Source organism: Cellulophaga omnivescoria, from assembly GCF_001999725.1.
GTDB lineage: Bacteria > Bacteroidota > Bacteroidia > Flavobacteriales > Flavobacteriaceae > Cellulophaga > Cellulophaga omnivescoria.
Map to the genome: position 1 here is coordinate 160,761 of NZ_MDDP01000048.1, position 18,336 is coordinate 179,096.

18 protein-coding genes and 1 pseudogene are annotated in these 18,336 nt (G+C 30.3%); 14 read left to right on the forward strand and 5 right to left on the reverse strand.

All coding sequences use genetic code 11. The features are described 5' to 3' along the window. The first annotated feature begins 153 nt into the window (after positions 1-153). The 3 genes from BFJ87_RS14915 (at position 154) to BFJ87_RS14925 (ending at position 2,810) form a co-directional block, all read left to right on the forward strand. Positions 154-942, forward strand: coding sequence for a hypothetical protein (locus BFJ87_RS14915; protein WP_077406395.1), 789 nt, complete (start codon positions 154-156; stop codon positions 940-942). A gap of 279 nt (positions 943-1,221) precedes the next feature. After that, the gene (locus BFJ87_RS14920; protein WP_077406398.1) at positions 1,222-2,433 is read left to right on the forward strand and encodes a leucine-rich repeat domain-containing protein; all 1,212 of its coding nucleotides are present in this window, start codon (positions 1,222-1,224) and stop codon (positions 2,431-2,433) included. Between the two features lie 188 nt (positions 2,434-2,621). Beyond that, the gene (locus BFJ87_RS14925) at positions 2,622-2,810 is read left to right on the forward strand and encodes a hypothetical protein (RefSeq protein ID WP_077406401.1); all 189 of its coding nucleotides are present in this window, start codon (positions 2,622-2,624) and stop codon (positions 2,808-2,810) included. Between the two features lie 86 nt (positions 2,811-2,896). On the opposite strand, the pseudogene BFJ87_RS17045 reads toward BFJ87_RS14925, so the two are convergent. Then, positions 2,897-3,142, reverse strand: a pseudogene (locus tag BFJ87_RS17045) (IS110 family transposase); the annotation flags it as partial. 146 nt (positions 3,143-3,288) lie between these two features. On the opposite strand from BFJ87_RS17045, the gene BFJ87_RS14935 reads away from it, so the two are divergent. The 7 genes from BFJ87_RS14935 to BFJ87_RS14965 all read left to right on the forward strand — a co-directional run bounded on the left by BFJ87_RS14935 (position 3,289) and on the right by BFJ87_RS14965 (position 8,338). After that, positions 3,289-3,768, forward strand: a complete 480-nt coding sequence (locus BFJ87_RS14935; RefSeq protein WP_139344262.1) for a hypothetical protein — start codon at positions 3,289-3,291, stop codon at positions 3,766-3,768. Between the two features lie 148 nt (positions 3,769-3,916). Then, entirely contained in the window at positions 3,917-4,456 is a 540-nt protein-coding gene (locus BFJ87_RS14940; RefSeq protein ID WP_077406408.1) for a dihydrofolate reductase family protein, read from the forward strand. A 91-nt stretch (positions 4,457-4,547) separates the two neighbouring features. Next, positions 4,548-5,312, forward strand: coding sequence for a type I methionyl aminopeptidase (gene map / locus BFJ87_RS14945; RefSeq protein WP_077406411.1), 765 nt, complete (start codon positions 4,548-4,550; stop codon positions 5,310-5,312). A gap of 179 nt (positions 5,313-5,491) precedes the next feature. Beyond that, entirely contained in the window at positions 5,492-6,391 is a 900-nt protein-coding gene (locus BFJ87_RS17050) for an energy transducer TonB (RefSeq protein WP_077406414.1), read from the forward strand. Positions 6,392-6,680: 289 nt separating this feature from the next. Continuing rightward, positions 6,681-7,244 carry a Crp/Fnr family transcriptional regulator gene (locus BFJ87_RS14955; RefSeq protein ID WP_077406529.1) on the forward strand — a complete coding sequence of 188 codons (564 nt, stop codon included), beginning with the start codon at positions 6,681-6,683 and terminating at the stop codon, positions 7,242-7,244. A 94-nt stretch (positions 7,245-7,338) separates the two neighbouring features. Continuing rightward, positions 7,339-7,728, forward strand: coding sequence for a RidA family protein (locus tag BFJ87_RS14960; RefSeq protein WP_077406417.1), 390 nt, complete (start codon positions 7,339-7,341; stop codon positions 7,726-7,728). Between the two features lie 160 nt (positions 7,729-7,888). Beyond that, complete coding sequence (locus tag BFJ87_RS14965; RefSeq protein WP_139344263.1) at positions 7,889-8,338, forward strand: hypothetical protein; 450 nt, start codon at positions 7,889-7,891, stop codon at positions 8,336-8,338. Positions 8,339-8,451: 113 nt separating this feature from the next. Here the strand turns inward: BFJ87_RS14965 and purU are convergent, their stop codons facing one another. After that, the gene (gene purU / locus BFJ87_RS14970) at positions 8,452-9,297 is read right to left on the reverse strand and encodes a formyltetrahydrofolate deformylase (protein ID WP_077406424.1); all 846 of its coding nucleotides are present in this window, start codon (positions 9,295-9,297) and stop codon (positions 8,452-8,454) included. A gap of 144 nt (positions 9,298-9,441) precedes the next feature. Between purU and BFJ87_RS14975 the strand changes: the two genes are divergently transcribed. Further along, positions 9,442-12,891: a methylmalonyl-CoA mutase family protein gene (locus BFJ87_RS14975; RefSeq protein ID WP_077406427.1), complete on the forward strand. Its 3,450-nt coding sequence runs from the start codon at positions 9,442-9,444 to the stop codon at positions 12,889-12,891. A 74-nt stretch (positions 12,892-12,965) separates the two neighbouring features. Here the strand turns inward: BFJ87_RS14975 and BFJ87_RS14980 are convergent, their stop codons facing one another. Beyond that, entirely contained in the window at positions 12,966-13,355 is a 390-nt protein-coding gene (locus BFJ87_RS14980; RefSeq protein ID WP_077406430.1) for a hypothetical protein, read from the reverse strand. Positions 13,356-13,469: 114 nt separating this feature from the next. Here BFJ87_RS14980 and BFJ87_RS14985 point away from each other — a divergent pair, with 114 nt between their 5' ends. The 3 genes from BFJ87_RS14985 to BFJ87_RS14995 all read left to right on the forward strand — a co-directional run bounded on the left by BFJ87_RS14985 (position 13,470) and on the right by BFJ87_RS14995 (position 16,355). Further along, positions 13,470-13,922, forward strand: a complete 453-nt coding sequence (locus BFJ87_RS14985; RefSeq protein ID WP_077406433.1) for an Lrp/AsnC family transcriptional regulator — start codon at positions 13,470-13,472, stop codon at positions 13,920-13,922. A 71-nt stretch (positions 13,923-13,993) separates the two neighbouring features. Further along, positions 13,994-14,827, forward strand: coding sequence for a mechanosensitive ion channel family protein (locus tag BFJ87_RS14990; protein WP_077406436.1), 834 nt, complete (start codon positions 13,994-13,996; stop codon positions 14,825-14,827). Positions 14,828-14,942: 115 nt separating this feature from the next. Further along, a complete protein-coding gene (locus BFJ87_RS14995) occupies positions 14,943-16,355 on the forward strand; it encodes a hypothetical protein (protein ID WP_077406439.1) in 1,413 nt (470 codons plus the stop codon). Here the strand turns inward: BFJ87_RS14995 and BFJ87_RS15000 are convergent. Further along, entirely contained in the window at positions 16,342-17,103 is a 762-nt protein-coding gene (locus BFJ87_RS15000) for a DJ-1/PfpI family protein (protein WP_077406442.1), read from the reverse strand. The genes BFJ87_RS14995 and BFJ87_RS15000 overlap by 14 nt on opposite strands. Beyond that, complete coding sequence (locus tag BFJ87_RS15005) at positions 17,100-18,302, reverse strand: MDR family MFS transporter (RefSeq protein WP_077406445.1); 1,203 nt, start codon at positions 18,300-18,302, stop codon at positions 17,100-17,102. Before BFJ87_RS15005 ends, BFJ87_RS15000 begins: the two co-directional genes overlap by 4 nt. Positions 18,303-18,336: the final 34 nt, after the last annotated feature.

The following is an 18,336-nucleotide window of genomic DNA, read 5'->3' on the forward strand; positions in this document are numbered from 1 at the left end:
CAATATATAACCGCAATTACGGGGGATGCAACTACGTCCAAATCCACTCTGTAATTGCTAACGTCAGTGCTAAACCGAAAAACATTAACTTTAATCCCGTAACTGACGGTTATACGAGACCGTTAGCTTTAATTACAAAAAGAGAAATAAATTATGATTCAAAAAATATTTTTTATAATATTATTTATTTACACTCACTTTTCTTTTTCACAAACCATAAATAAATCAGAGAGTACTTATTTAAACTCAAAAGAACTATTTTATAATACAGAATATTATAATATTGAACAATATTACTTTCCATTAGACTTTAAACAATCTAAATATAAAAAGCTGTCTTTTATTGACAAAAGGTGGTCATCTGAAAATAAAGAATGGCATAGATATACTTATGAAGAATACTATCCTTTAAAAAAAGAACAAGTAATTTACGATTCTAAATCTAGAATAATATCTCTGAGCTTATTAAGTAGTAATTTCAAAACATTATATAAATATGATAAAAAAAATAGAATTACTTCAAAGAGTTCGGCTGTTTATGATAAAATTACAAATGTTTTTAGCTATAAATATCCTGATAAAAGAACAACTGTAGTAAATGATAGTTTATTAATTAAAACTTATGATGAATCAAATAGAATTATTAAAAGTGTAAAAAAACAAAGAAAAGATCTTATTGTTACCTATGATTTTTATTATACTAAAAATAATCTACCTAATATGATTAAAAGAACTTTTAAATCATTGAATAATGTTGATCATAGCTTTAGTCTTAAATATCTTTTTGCTGAGCATTTGAATTGGGATTATACCGAATTATATATGCACCTTACCTATAAATTAAATGAGTATGGTGATTGGACAGAAATTTATATAACCAAAAGTGATTCTATTAATTCCGAAAAGATACCATACAGATTAATTCAAAGAAAATTTGAATAGCTAAAATAACTTAAAAACAGTTTTTTATTTAGTTTATTTTAAATAAAATAGAGTAAAAAAACTAAAGCTAACATTGGCTATAATTAATGCGGGTTTTGGAGCTTAACCCAAAGTTTAGAGCTTTTAACGAAGTCCGCCAAATCTTTTGATTTGGTATTAAAAGAGAAAAATTAAAAAAAAACAAAAGATTTGGCTTGTGGTTAAACCGAAACGTATCGCCTATCTGCTGCCCTACGTTTCATACACAAGACCGTTGTGTGTAATTAATAATAACTAATTATGAATAAACCTTTTATACAGTTTTGTCTATTAACATTAATTGTTATATCAAGCTCCTGTGAATTTGGTACTAGAAATAAGTTGTCTGATTACAGTTCTAAAAAATTAACAAGTATTAAAGAATTACATATTAGGCTATCTAATAAAAATAAAATCCCTACTGATTTATCTGAAGCTGTTAATCTTAAATACTTATACCTTTATAATGCTACTAAATTTGATATAGAATTACTAATTCAATATTCGCCTAAAATTGAATTCTTATGGATTGAATCATATAAAGACGCGGAATTACCTAATTCTATTTTCACTTTAACATCACTAACCGATTTTATAATAATAAAAAATAATTTGAAGTTTATTCCTATCGAAATTGAAAAGCTCACAAACCTAGAGGGACTTATTATTAACAATACTTTAATAGAAAAAATTCCAGAAGAAATCTGCAACCTTACCAATCTTGTAAAATTAGATTTAAGCAGTAATAGCATTATTAAATTACCAAAAAAAATATCTAATTTAACTAACCTAAAATATTTATTAATTGAAGACAATCATATAGAAGAAATACCAAACATTAGCAGCCTAAAAAAATTGGAAAGCTTATTTATTTCTGAAAATGATTTTGATTCAATTCCTGAAGAAATTTATAATTATTCAAGTGTAAAATACTTACGTTTAATTGACCATAAAATGAAGGGAAAAATTGAGTTTAATAAATTTAATAAAAACAATAATCTCACTCAATTAATTTTAAGTTGCAATCTATTTAAAGCAAATACCAACTCAATCAAAAATATTCCCAACTTAAAACTAGTCCGTTTAACTGGTATAGAAAGTAAATTCCAAAATTATATCTTTTATGAAAGAATTGCCCAATTATTAAACATAGATATTTTAACAAATTCAGAAACTAAAATTGAACCCAATAAATCTACTCCTAGTGGTTATTATTATTTATCAAGTAATGGTGAAAAAGAAAAACATTTAGTTTCATTTGATTCAAAATCTAACATTTCAACATGGAAAAATTTAATATCGCAAAAAACAGAATCATATTCATACTCTATTGAAAATGATATTTTGAAAATTGACAACGAATTCGAAGATTTTGAATTATATACATTATCAAATAAAAATTTTGGTTTATTAAAAAAAGACTCATATTACTTGTTAACTAAAACTACACACAATAACGTATATAAAAAATAGCGGTTAAACAGCTTAATTAGAAGAAAATGAATAAATTGAAGGTCATTTATGAACCAAAATTTTAGTACTTAAAACCCGCAACTGTTCATAGCCTAAACCGTAAGTAATTAACCAAAACGTACGAAACTAAAAACTGAATGTAACAAATACTTTAATTGAGATACTAATTATTTAAAATCTAAAATCAAATGAAAAAAATAACTAAAAGAAGAGCATTAATTTTATTATCAATTGGAATGTTTGTAATTGCAACTTCACAAATTTTATCTCACTTTTTTCAATTACCTGATTTTGCAAAGGGTTCTTTTATCGGTATTGGGATAGGACTTTTACTTACTTCTTTAATTTTCGGAAATTTCAAAACTGTTCGTAATTAGAATAGAACAAGAGCGGAATTTCATAAAATAGGCGGAAAGAGTATACCTTTTTAAAAATTATATTGTCCAAAATCAAACAGACACAATTAAATATTAGCACAAAAATAATTTAAAGAACTATTTTCGGAATCTGAATTTGATGAATTAATTGAAAATGCTTGTTTTAGTAGTTTATTACACACTGCAATTAAAGCTAATTTTTTACTCTTTCCTTTGGCTAACAACCTTTCATACAAAGCTCGGCAAGTGGTATTAAAATTACAGGCATTAAAACTGTATATAAATAGTAGACTTCTCAGTTTTGCATTGCCCATTTTACTAATTTTACTTCGTGTAAAATTATTTGCTAGTACAGGCCTACTTACAAAAATTCAAGCAGATTTTCTATTCGGTTTAATTTGCTAAATTAGGTGCTTAACCACGCAACAAACCATATACAAACACGTTGGCAACAATATCCGAACTGAACGCAAAACAAATGGAAAAGAAATTAAAACAAAGTATTCTGACTTCCTATCTGATTGGAGCACCAATCGGAATTTTAACTGTAATCGCTACGATTTGGATTCCTTTATTGCTAACTGGAGAAGGACTTTTGACAATTGTTATTCTTGGAACATATGGAATTTCAACAATCGGACTTGTTGTTGCTTTTTTGATTGCTCTGTGGATTGGCGGAAAATTGGCTTATAAAAATATAAAAAACGGAAAATCATTACTTCTGACTTCCTTTAAATACTCAACTGTTGTGAATTTAATTATCTGGACAACTTTTTGTTTGATTGTCGGACTAACAGTTACCGAGGAAAAATTTCTAATGATGATTCCACCAATTATCGCTTTTGTTGTTTGTACGATTCTGACAACATTTACAATCGGACTTTTGATTTCTTATGTAATTAGGCGAATTAATAATAAACCGACTGAATTAAAAAATACTGTTGCCAACACCGTATAAAAATAATTGCTACATTAGTGCTTAATCAAAGGTCGTTGCGCTTTTGTTACGTCTGATTTTCCTTCGGAAAATCCTCGCACACAAAAACGCAACTATTCTTATACAAACACGTTGGCATTCATATTGACATACAGAACCCAAAAGAAAAATGAGTAAAAAGAATAGCGTATTTATCGCAACAAGTTTAGACGGATATATTGCTGACAAAAATGGCGGAATTGATTGGTTATATACTATTCCGAACCCAGATAATAACGATATGGGATACGTGGAATTCAATAACGGAATTGACGCACTTGTTATGGGACGAACAACATTTGAAACCGTACTTGGATTTGATGTTGAATGGCCATATGATAAACCTGTCTTTGTCTTGAGTAATAAATTAAAAGAAATACCTGAAAGTCACAAAGGAAAAGCGTTTTTGGTCAAAGGAACGTTGACTGAAATTTTAGACCAAATTCACGAAAAAGGATTTCATCGGTTATATGTAGATGGAGGAACCACAATTCGGAACTTTTTGAAAGCGGACTTGATAGATGAAATGGTACTTACAACAATTCCGATTTTATTAGGTGGTGGTTCTTCATTATTTACGGAACTACCAAACGAACTGAATTTTGAACTGATTGGAACAAAAACCTATCTGAATCAAATAACACAGAATCACTATAAACGGAAAAAATAAAATACGAAATGCCAACAAAGTACTGTGGTAAAAAACAAGTAAAAACTAACCAACTATAAGTAAACTCTTCTAACTTATTAAAATAAGGAAAATGTCTATAACAACAGAATCAGAATTACTAGGAATGAAAAAAGTTAGTGAAGTTGTTGGAACTACACTAAAATTAATGAAAGAGTATGCTAAAATTGGGATGTCTACTAAAGAGTTAGATGCTTATGGCGGAGAAATATTAAAGCGTTATGGCGCTAAGTCTGCTCCTTATGAAACCTATGGTTTTCCTGGTTACGCTTGTATAAGTGTAAATAAAGAAGCTGCTCACGGTATACCATCTAAAAATAAAATACTAAAAGAAGGAGATTTAATAAATATTGATGTTTCTGCTGAGTTAAATGGATTTTGGTCAGACAATGGCGGTTCTTTTGTTCTTGGTGAGGATATTCATAATCACCAACCACTTGTAGATGCCTCTAAAAATATTTTACACAAAGCAATTACCAATATAAAAGGAGGAGTAAAAATAGCAGACATTGGACATTTAATAGAGTCTGAAGCTAAAAAATCTGGATTTAAAGTGATTAAAAATTTAGCAGGTCACGGAGTTGGTAGAAGTTTACATGAAGAACCAGAAAATATTTTAAATTACAGAGTTAGGACAAATAGAGAACGGTTTAAAAAAAATACTACAGTAGCAATAGAGACTTTTATTTCTACAAAATCTACTATTGCAGTAGAACTTAATGATGGTTGGACTTTAGTTGGTAACAAAGGAGGATACGTAACACAACACGAGCAAACAATATTAATTACAGATAACACACCAATAATTTTAACAGAATCTAATGGTATGTGGAATTAAAAAAACTGCTAAAAACACAATCAATATAAAAGCTGAACAAAAAGCATATTCTTATTTATCTCTTCTAATTACATTTTTAATATCAAATATTAACTAATAGCTAGCAAATATATGTTGGTGGTTACATTAGTCCTAAAAGTTTTTAATATTTGAATTGTAAACTATACAATACAATTATTATGAAACTAAAATTAAAAATAGCATTTAATACCTTATTTGCAACTTTGTTATTTACACTTACCTTAAGTGCACAATACTACCAGACGCACGGAGATGGTATAGAAATAACCTCATACAGACCGTTTGAAGAAGTTACCGATTATGCCAATTTTAGTAACTGTACAGCTAACGGCCCAGGAGAACAAAATATTTGCTTTACAAGTAAAATAGAAGAACTATTTAATAAGAATTTAAAAGTGCCAAAAGATTCTATTTCTCAGAATTTTAATGGAAAAGTATATTTTAACTTTTTTACAGACGCTAAAGGAAAACTAGAATCTACAGAGATTTATAGTAGGCCAGAAACTAAATTTATTGAAAAAAAAATAGATGGGGTTCTAAAAAAACTCCCTACACTAAAAGTGGCTACAATAAAAGATACGGCAGTTAGTACTGGTTATGTGTTGTATGCAAAATTTAACCCAGGAGAACCTATTCGTTTAAAAGTTATAGATATTAAAGTAAGTAAAGAAAGTTTAAAAGAAGAAGAAAAAGAAGCTGAAGATGATGTACCCTTTGTAGTTGTAGACGATGTTCCTCTATTTCCTGGTTGCGAAGATATGGCCAAAAGTAGCTGGAGATCTTGTTTTCAAAAAAAAATAAATAAACATATTGTTAAAAATTTTAGCTACCCAGAGGAAGCTAAAAACTTAGGGGTAGGCGGTAGAATAAACATTATGTTTGTTATTGATAAAGATGGCTCTGTAAAAAACATAAGAACCAGAGGACCACACCCATTATTAGAATTAGAAGGTAGAAGAATTATTGCAAAACTACCACTTATGACTCCTGGTAAAGTAAAAGGAAAAGCTGTAAGAGTACCTTTTAGTATACCTATAACTTTTAGAAACGTATTTTAGATATAACAAACAGTAGAATTCCATAATAGGGCTTTAGAATACTTTTCTTTTACTTAAATTAGCTATTAAAATTTACTTTTTATAGTACAAACACCTAAGCCCTATTATGAAAAAAACCTTTTTAAGCCTAAATTTTAGAGAGAGCAGAAATACCTACTTCTTACTAATGAAATGACTAATTTTATAAATACATTGCAGGGAAAAACTAATGAATTTAAAATTATTACCAATATTAAGGAGTAGTACTTTACAATACTAATTACCGCTTAAAAAAAGTATGTATTACCCAATGCAGGAAAAACTAAAAGAACATATTACAAAATTAGTCCCTTTTTCTAATGAAGAGTTTGGTTTTTTACTATCTCATTTTGAACATAAAAAATATAAAAAAAACGATTTTATTATTAAAGAGGGGAAAGATGTAAATAATTGTTATTACGTTATTAGTGGCCTTCTAAAATTAGTGTTTAATGATGCAAATGGCAAGCAACATATAGTGTCTTTTGCAATGGAAGATTGGTGGGAGAGTGATTTTTTTGCATACTTTAACCAAACAAAGGCAAAAATGTCGTTACAATGTATTGAAGACACTGAAGTATATTCAATAAGCCTTAAGAATTACAACAAATTATCTTTAGAAATGCCTAAGATGGAGCGTTTTTTTCTTAAAAAATCTCACTCTGGACACATAGCATCACAAAACAGAATTTTATCTTTTTTAACTTCAAACGCAAAGGAACGCTATTTGCAATTGCTACAGCAGCAACCACTCTTGTTTCAAAGAGTTCCTAAGACTCTTTTGGCTGCATATTTAGGTGTATCCCGAGAAACACTTAGTAGGTTATCTTCCTAAATTTTTTTATTACTCGCATTTGTGATGTTTGTCACGCATTTTTTATCATAGTTTTTAAATTTTTGTGGTATAAACAAAAATTATACTAAGACTAATGAAAAAACAAATTATTAACCCGTGGGAATGGCAAAATGAAAGAAGTTATGTGCAAGCTATAGAAGTAACTAATGCAAAAGGTACTTTGTATGTCTCTGGGCAAACTGCAATTAATTCTAATGGAAAATCTAGTACAGATGATATGGATGTTCAACTAAGTATGGCTATTAAAAATTTAGAAAAGGTAATTAAAGAAGCTGGTTACGAGTGTAAAAATATTGTAAGACTAAATATCTTTACAACATCATCGCAAGAACTTTTTTCTTGTTTTAATATTTTTCAAAATTGGATAGCCAAACATAATATACAACAAGCTAGTACTTTGTTAGAGGTAAAAAGTCTTTTTGAAACATTAAAAGTAGAATTAGAGGCTACTGTAGTAAGGTAACTTTTAGAGAGCTAACAGCATTTTAACCTTAATAAATTAATAGCTAATTTATTAAGGTTAAATACTTAAGGTTTTTTTTGTAAAATATTTACTACATTTAATGAGTGTTATTTTTAAAATAACGTATACAAATACTACTAATTATTTAAAGCAAAATTTTATGAATATGAATAGGCAGTTGGGCAAAAGTATTTTTGTATCTTATATATTAGGCGCTCCTATTGTGCTACTTACAGTAATTGCAACTATTTTAATACCTGTTATTTATGTAGGTAAAGGCTTAAGCTCAATGTCTATAGTTTTAGGTAGTGGCTTTCAAACAATTGGGTTTGTTTTAACGTTTTTAATAGCATTTTGGTTAGGAGGAAAACTAGCTTATACAGATACAAAAAACAACAATTCGTTAATTTCAACTTCATTTAAATACTCTGTATTAGTGAATTTAGTAATTTGGATTGTCTTTTGTTTAATTATTGGCGACTCTACAGGTAACTCTAATTTCTTATTTACAACACCTGCAATAATAGCTCTTATTGTAAGTACAACAATTACAACATTTACAATTGGACTTCTTATTTCTTACCTAATTAAAAAAATTAACAACTTGTAATAAACACCGTGTTTTTAATTTATTAAATAATTTTATTGGTGTAGCTAAATGGCTAAAAATGCTACAGCTATAAAAACTTTATAATAAGATTTTGTATTCTAGAACACATCAACTTATATAAAAACAATAGTCTTATTATTAAATACCATTGTTTTGCGTTCTATATGTAGTTTTACACCTCTTGCCAATACAATTTTTTCTAAGTCTCTACCTTTTGCAATTAAATCTTTAATGCTGTGTGTATGAGATACCGTGGTAACATCTTGTTCAATTATAGGTCCTTCGTCTAAATCTGCTGTTACATAGTGGCTTGTTGCTCCAATAATTTTAACACCTCTTTTATAGGCTGCGTGGTACGGTTTTGCACCTGCAAATGCTGGTAAAAATGAGTGGTGTATATTTATTATTTTATTAGGATATTGGTCTATTACAGTCTGGCTCACAATTTGCATATACCTTGCCAAAACAATAAAATCTACCTTATATTCTGCCAACAAGGCAAGTTGTTTTTCTTCGGCTTCTTTTTTAGTTTCTTTTGTTACTGGTATATGGTAAAACGGAATATTAAATTGGTTAGCAATACTTTCTGCTTTATTATGGTTGCTAATAATTAAAGGGATGTCTACAGCTAATTCTCCAGAGCTATGTCTACTTAATAAATCATACAAACAATGATCATACTTGCTAACAAAAATTGCCATTTTAGGCACGGTAACTTCTTTGTGTATCTCCCATTTCATTTGGTAAGTAGGCGCTAAAGTTTTAAAACCACTTTTAAACTCATTAAAGGTAAGCGCATTACTAAATTCACTCTCTAACCGCATAAAAAAAGTAGCACTTTCTTTATCTACATATTGGTCTATATATACAATATTACCGCCTTTAGTATGTATAAAATTTGTTACTGTGCTTATAATACCAGCTTGGTCTGGGCAATTAATAAGTATGGTTAGCTTCATAAATAATAAAATTAAGCTAACTAATTTAGGGTATTATCAAATAAGCACCCTAGCTTTCTTATATTTTTATAATATTGAATGTTTTTGATGTAGATTTTTGCAATTTTCGTAAATTGCAAGTCTAAAATTAGCTATTTAATACGAATGGAACAACAGAAACCATATACACCAAAACATAAAATTAGGATTGTTACAGCAGCAGCTTTGTTTGATGGGCACGATGCAGCAATTAATATTATGCGCCGTATTATACAATCTACAGGCGTAGAGGTAATTCACTTAGGTCATGACCGTAGTGTTGCAGAGGTAGTAGATTGTGCCATACAAGAAGATGTAAATGCAATTGCAATAACATCTTACCAAGGTGGACATAACGAGTATTTTAAATATATGTATGATTTGCTTCAGGAACGTGGGGCTACTCATATTAAAATATTTGGCGGCGGTGGCGGCGTAATTTTGCCTGAGGAAATAAAAGAATTAATGGACCACGGTATTACTAAAATTTATGCGCCAGACGATGGCCGTAAATTAGGGTTACAAGGTATGATTAATGACTTGGTAGAAAAGAGCGATTTTCCGGTGCCAGCTTTAAAATTACCAGAAAGTACAACGGTTTCAGACTCTTTAAAAAACAAAGACATAAACACTATTGCACGTTTAATTAGTCTTGCAGAAAACAGACATGAAGAGTTTGTAGAGTACTTCTCTAAGGTAGAAAAATCTACAAAAAATGTGCCTGTACTTGGTATAACTGGTACTGGTGGAGCTGGTAAATCTAGTTTGGTAGATGAGTTGGTTAGGCGTTTTCTTTTAGATTTCCCTGACAAAAAAATAGGGCTAGTTTCTGTAGATCCGTCTAAAAGAAAAACTGGTGGTGCACTTTTAGGAGACCGTATACGTATGAATGCTATTAATAATGAGCGTGTGTATATGCGCTCTTTAGCAACAAGGCAGTCTAACCTTGCTTTGTCTAAGTATGTAGAGGAAGCTGTAGAAGTTTTAAAAGCTGCCGAGTACGATTTAATTGTGTTAGAAACATCTGGTATTGGACAGTCTGATACTGAAATTATTGAACACAGTAACGTATCATTATATGTAATGACACCAGAATTTGGTGCTGCTACGCAATTAGAAAAAATTGATATGCTAGACTTTGCAGATTTAGTAGCTATTAATAAGTTTGATAAACGCGGTGCTTTAGATGCAATTAGAGATGTAAAAAAACAATACATGCGTAACCATAATTTATGGGATACGCCACAAGAAGATATGCCAATTTTTGGTACAATGGCTAGCCAGTTTAATGACCCTGGTATGAACAGGTTGTACACAAAAATAATGGATACATTAGCTACAAAAGCTAATGCAAATTTAAAGTCTACTTTTAAATTTGGTAACGAAATAGAAGAAAAGGTGTTTGTTATACCACCTGCTCGCACACGTTATTTATCAGAAATTGCAGAAAATAATAGAGGGTATGATGCTACTGTAGCTGTGCAAACTAAAGTTGCTCAGCGTTTGTATGGTGTTTACCAAACAATATTATCGGTTTCTAATACACCAAAAACAGCGGCAGATTTACTGCTTAAAAATGGCTTAGATACAGCTGTAATTTTAGAAGGGGTAAAAGAAGATGCAGATAAAGACTTTTTAAATTTACTATTTAAGGAGTTTGATAGAGTAAAAATGGATTTAGACCCTTACAACTGGGAAGTTATTATAACTTGGGATGCCAAAGTAAATAAATACAAGCAACCTGTTTATAGCTTTAAAGTAAGAGATAAAGAAATTAAGATAGATACATATACAGAGTCCTTATCTCATTCACAAATACCAAAAGTAGCTTTGCCTAAGTACCAAGCTTGGGGAGATATTTTAGGATGGTGTTTGCAAGAAAATGTACCAGGAGAATTTCCATATGCATCTGGTTTATATCCTTTTAAAAGAACTGGTGAAGACCCAACCCGTATGTTTGCTGGTGAAGGCGGACCAGAACGTACCAACAGACGTTTTCACTACGTAAGTTTAGGTATGCCAGCAAAAAGGCTTTCTACTGCTTTTGATTCGGTTACTTTGTATGGTAATGATCCAGATCACAGACCAGATATTTATGGTAAAATTGGTAACGCAGGGGTTTCTATATGTTGTTTAGATGATGCCAAAAAATTATATTCTGGGTTTGATTTAAGTCATCCAATGACATCGGTTTCTATGACTATTAATGGTCCGGCTCCTATGTTGTTAGGTTTCTTTATGAACGCCGCAATAGATCAAAATTGTGAAAAATACATTAAAGAAAATGGCTTAGAGGCACAGGTAGAAGCTAAATTTAAAGAAGTATACGATAACAAAGGATTAAGCAGACCTGTATATAATGGAGATTTACCAGAGGGTAATGACGGTTTAGGTCTTATGTTACTTGGTTTAACTGGTGATATGGTTTTACCTGCAGAGGTTTACGCAGAAATAAAAGCTACTACTTTAGCGCAAGTACGTGGTACAGTACAAGCAGATATTTTAAAAGAAGACCAAGCGCAAAATACGTGTATTTTCTCAACAGAATTTGCACTGCGTTTAATGGGAGACGTACAAGAATATTTTATACAAAAACAAGTCAGAAATTTTTATTCGGTTTCTATTTCTGGCTATCATATTGCAGAAGCTGGCGCAAATCCAATAACACAATTGGCATTTACATTAGCAAATGGTTTTACATATGTAGAGTATTACTTAAGTAGAGGTATGGATATCAATAAATTTGGTCCAAACTTATCTTTCTTTTTCTCTAACGGTATAGATCCAGAATATGCAGTTATTGGTAGGGTTGCACGTAAAATATGGGCAAAAGCACTAAAATTAAAGTATGGTGCAGATCCAAGAGCGCAAATGCTAAAGTATCATATACAAACATCTGGCCGTAGTTTACACGCACAAGAGATAGATTTTAATGATATTAGAACAACATTACAGGCGTTGTATGCTATAAACGATAATTGTAACTCATTACATACCAATGCGTATGATGAGGCTATTACCACACCTACAGAGGAATCTGTTAGACGAGCAATGGCAATACAGTTAATAATTAACAAAGAGCTAGGACTTGCTAAAAACGAAAATCCAATTCAAGGTGCTTTTATTATTGAAGAATTGACAGAACTTGTAGAAGAAGCAGTTTTAAAAGAGTTTGATAGGATTACAGAGCGTGGAGGTGTTTTAGGAGCAATGGAAACAATGTATCAACGCTCTAAAATACAAGAAGAGAGTTTGTATTATGAAACCTTAAAACATACAGGTGAGTTTCCTATAATTGGTGTAAACACATTTTTAAGTTCTAAAGGTTCACCTACGGTTTTACCAGCAGAAGTTATACGTGCTACAGAGGAAGAAAAGCTAGCGCAAATAGATACTTTAAAAAGTGTGCAAAATAGAGCTGAAAATGCAGATAAATTATTAGAAGACTTACAACAAGCAGCTGTTAAAAATGAAAACATTTTTGAGAAGTTAATGGAGGTTTCTAAAGTATGTACATTAGGACAAATAACAAGTTCGCTTTTTCAGGTAGGAGGACAGTACCGTAGAAATATGTAAAAGTTTAATCTGTTATAAAAAAAATCACCTAGCATTATGTTAGGTGATTTTTTTTTATTCTAATTAAAACATAATTAACGTAAAGATCTACGCCAGTTTTTATATGTCTTCCTAAAACTTGTAATTTCTGTACGCAATAGGTTTAAATATTCTTTTTCCTTAACTCCGTGGTGTTCTAAACCATTACAATAGCTAAGTATGTTTCTGGTAATAGTATTAATAAATTTTATGCTATGCAACTTAGTATGTTTACAGTCGCTACGCTCTGCTTGCTCTATTTGTATAGGAAGTAAAATGGCATCTGTAAGTATAGAATTCGCCATAATGTCTCTTAAACTACTAGATTTATACAATTGTAATAAATCTTTATTGTAGCTAAAGTAAGATGCTAGTTCTCTACTAGTATGGCAAAGCGATAATGCTTTTTTATAAACCGGAACTGTACTAAGATTTCTGTATGGCATTGTAGTTACTGTTATAGTATAAAATTACACTCTTATTGTTATTGATTTAATTATGATTGTAAAGTGTTTTTTTCTTTTTACTTTTGATTCTAAATATTTTAAATATTAAAGGCTTTGAATAATAAGATAGATGCTATTAGTTGGAAAATTCTAAACTATTTACAAAAAAATGCAAGAGAATCTTTTGCACATATTGGTAGGCAAGTAGGCTTATCTGCACCTGCGGTTGCAGAACGTGTAAAAAAAATGGAAGATTTAGGAATCATTACTGGTTATAAAGCAATGGTATCTCATACAGAAACGGGCTACCAACTAAAAGCAATTATTACTTTACGTGCTTTTATGGGTAAATTAAAGCCTTTTTTAGAGTTAGTTGGTACTTTTGATGAGGTTATAAATTGTTATAGAATAACTGGTAATGAGAATATTATAATGGAAGTGGTGCTTAGAAATCAGTTTCATTTAGAACAATTTATAGATAGGTTAATACAATATGGTGAGGCACGTACGCACATAATTTTATCAGATGTAGTTTCTAACGCGCCTATTAAAAAAATAGAAGGGTAAAACATAGGTTTTAGGAGTAAATTTGTAATTTGCACTTTTAAATAAAAAACTCATTTTTTAGTACGGTTAAAATGCAAGCAGAAGATTTAGACACTATTGGAAAATACATACAAATAGCTACAGATAAGGCAGTTTTTTTTCTGCCTCGTATTATTGGTGCTGGTTTAGTAATCTGGATAGGTTTTAAACTGGTAAAAAGGGTATTAAAAATGGTTGGTGTTGCCTTAGAAAAAACAGGCATTTCTAAAACATTACGCCCATTTGTATCTTCTTTAGTAGGCGTATTGCTAAAGGGTACCGCTTTGTTTATTGCAGCTTCTATTGTTGGGGCAGATTTAACAGGGTTAATGGCAATTTTAGCTGCTGTTGGTTTTGCAGTAGGTATGGCGTTGCAAGGTAGTTTAGGCAATTTTGCATCTGGTATTTTAATTTTAACGTTAAAACCCTACAAAATAGATGATTGGATACAGCTTGAAGATAAATTTGGTCGTGTTTCGGAAATAGGCATTTTTAGTACAGATATAATTACACCAGGTAACAAGGTATTAATAATACCTAATTCTAAAATTACAGATTCTGTGGTTACCAACTATTCGGAAAAGGGAATGATTAGGTTAGAGTTATTAGTTACTATGCCTTATTCAGAGAGTTTTCCTAAAGTAGAAAAAATTATTATTGATGCATTGTTAGAACTTCCAAACGTATTAAAAGATCCAATTCCGGATATAGGTATACAAACTTTTGATACCCATAGTATACAATTGCTAGTTAGGCCTTTTGTGCAGCCAGATGATTATTGGCCAGTTACGTTTCAGGCTAATAAAGCCATAAAAAATGCTTTTAGCAAACACGGTATACAAGTTGCTTATTCTGAAGGGGTAGAAATGGGTGTTATTGGAGACTAATTTATAAGTTTCTTTTTTGGCTAGGTTTTTGATGCTTCATATAGAGTTAAAAACAAATAATAATAGTATTTTTAGTTTTTAACTCTATCTAACTAAAAACCAAAAGACATCATTTGTGAAAAAATTAGTACTTCTACTGTTAGCATTGTTAAGTTTGCAGATTTCTGCACAAGAATTAAAGTTGAAAAAAGGAGTTGTTTTAGACAATATTAAGGTGTCAGATTCCTCAGCGTATAGTTTTTCTCTTTTTTTACCATCAAGCTTCAATGTAAATAAAAAATGGCCTGTTGTTTTTGTTGTTGATTATGATAATAAAGAAAAGCAAGTATTACGTTTAATGGCAGGGGTTGCAGAAGAAAAAGGATATATTTTAGCGGCATCAAACAATTTAAATGATACGTTAACAGTCTCTAAAAGTATTTTAGCTTTTTCTAAAACATTTAATGCTGTAGTAGGTATGTTACCTATAGATGAAAAACAAGTATACACTTTAGGGTTTAATAGAGCAGGCAGGTTAGCATCTACAATACCGGCATTTATTTCTAATATTGATGGTGTGCTGACTTATAATTCTACTATAGGTAATATAGAAATTATTAATGTAAAAAAACCTTACTATTACATTAGTATTGTTAGTGAGTATAATTTTAATTATACTGAAGTATTAGCTAATGAAAAGCTCCTGAATAAGTTAAAAATTCCCAATCAGTTACTAATAGAGGAATCTAAAAATAATTGGCCCTCTACATCTAATTTACAAAAAGCTTTAGACTTATTTAAAATGTCTGCTATGGCCAAAGGTAATATAGCAGTAGATAGTTTATTTGTAAATAAAAACTACAATGCTGCACTTTCAAAAATAAATAAGTTAGTAGGTGCAAACAAACTTAAAAATGCAAAAGAATTGGTAGACCAAACCATTGTGGTTTATAAACCATTTAAAAATATTGATACTTTAAAAAATAACAGTAACCAGTTACGTAAAAATAAAATATACAAGTCGTTAAAAAGGGCAGAAAATAATGTGCTTTTTAAAGAACAATCTTTAAAAAACGATTTTCAATACTATGTAGAAGAAGATGCATACACACATAACTTTAATAACCTTGGTTGGTGGGCACACCAAACCAAAGAAATAGAAAAGTTTAAAAATAGCTCTAACCAAGAGCAGCAAAAAATGGGATACAGGTTAGAGGGATATTTAATTGCGCTAACGGAAGACTATATAGATACTATTTTGGCAGAAGAAAACAAAGACTTTGATGCTCTTAGCTTTTTATATATGTTAAAAACCATAATTGAACCTAAAGATTATGATCCTTACCTTAAAATAATATCTTTAAGTGCAAAAAATGATGATTTTGGAACTTCTATTTTTTACTTAGAGGAATTACTTAAAAATGGATATACAGATGCAGATAAACTTTATAATTTAGAGTCTACTACATTATTAAAACTTACACCAGAATATAATGCTTTAATTGAAAAATACCTTAAAAAAGGAAGATTTATACTTAAGGAAGAATAAGGTGTGGCACTTTGTTTATATCCCAATCTATAACCAAGCCGCCAGCTAAAGATTGTGCAACGTCTTTACCGTATAAATATTCACATAAATAAAGAGCGGCTTCAAAACTTTTGGCTCCGCCTGCAGAGGTAATGTATTTTTTATGGTGTACAAACAATACATTATCTGCAACTTTTAATTTAGGAAAGGTTTTTTTGTATAAATCTATGTCACTAGGAAAGGTGGTAGAGGTTACATTATCTAAAACACCAGCTTTAGCAAGTACAAAAGCACCATCACAGTGCGATGTCATAAAAAGTGCATCATTGTTTACTTTTTTTACAAAATTAAGCATTGTAGTATCTTTTAAATCAGAGTCTAAATGGTGTTCTGCACTAGGTATAACCAGTATGTCTATTTTAGGTAGTTTATCTTCAACATAGTTATAATCTGGCAAAATGCGTACACCTTCAAACGTGGTTATGGGTTCTAAGGTGTTAGCTACTGTAAAAACATTCATTGCTTTAATATTTTCTCTATACTTTGTATGCTGAAAAATATCAAAAGGAGCGGTAAACTCAGTATTAAAAGTGCCATCCATAATTAAAAAAGCTACATTGTAACGGGTAGAGTCTAGTTCAGGATAAAAACGCTCTTTAGTTTCTGCATTATTTATTACTTCAGTTTTTACAGTTTCTTTTTTCTTATCTGCACAGGCAAAAGCTAGACTAATTAATAGTCCCAATATTATATAAATTAGTTTTTTCATTTGTTTGTAATTGTTATTCGTTTTAAAATAAAAAGTAACACCATACCAAGTACAGCTATACCTGTAATAGTATTCCAGGTAAATATATAACCATTATTTGCAATAGAGTGCATCCCAAAATTATGAGCAAAAATATGCGAAATAGAAAAAGCAATACTATACAATGCCATATATTCTCCTTGCTTACCGCGTTTAGAGCGTTCCATAGCAATTGCGTTAGAGAAAGGGAATGCTATCATTTCTCCTAAAGTCATTAATAACATTCCAATAATTAAAATTCCAACCCAAGAGAAAACGTTTAGTAGCAGAAAGCTTAGTCCAACTAAAATTAAACCAAAAATAACATAGATAATTTTAGAGTATTTTAGTTTTTCTAAATATTTTATAAGAGGCATTTCAAAAGCAAATATTAAAAAACCGTTCATAGCCAATAATAATCCAATTTTAAACTCGCTTAATTTATAGGCGTCACTATAATACACAGGTACTGTAGAAAAATATTGAACAAAGCAAAAACCAAATAATACCATAGCGGATATAAATACCCAATAATACCCGTCTAAATACGCAGATTTTGGATTTTCGTTTTTAGAGCTGTCCATAACTCGTGCTTTTTTAGGATTTAAAACCATAAGTAGTAAAATACTAGCCAATACGCAGGTTAAACCATCTACCCAAAAAAGGCCAATATAGCCTAAAGATGTAATTATAATACCACCCAAGGCAGGACCTGCGGAAAAACCTAGGTTAATAGCAAGTCTAATAAGTGTAACAGACCTTGTTTTGTTTTCTGGTTTACTGTAAGCAATTAAAGCAACAAAAGCTGCAGGTCTAAAGCAATCTGCAACAATCATAAGTATAAAAATACCTGCACAAATACTGTAGTAATCGTGTAAAAATTGAAGAAGAATAAATAGAATACCGCTAGTAAACAAACTAAACAGCATTACTTTGTAATACCCAAACTTATCGGTTAAGGTGCCTCCAAGCCAAGAACCAATTAGTGAACCTGCTCCAAAGCAAGACATAACCACACCAACATTTTCAAACGTTAATCCTACATCGTTTTTTAAATAAAGCGATAAAAACGGAATAACCATTGTACCAGCTCTATTTATAAGGGTAATTAGTGCTAGCCACCAAACCTCTTTAGATAAACCCTTAAATGAGTCTATGTAGTTTGTGTATAGTTTTTTCATTTTGTAATTAAATAAAAAAAAGCCTGACGATTTT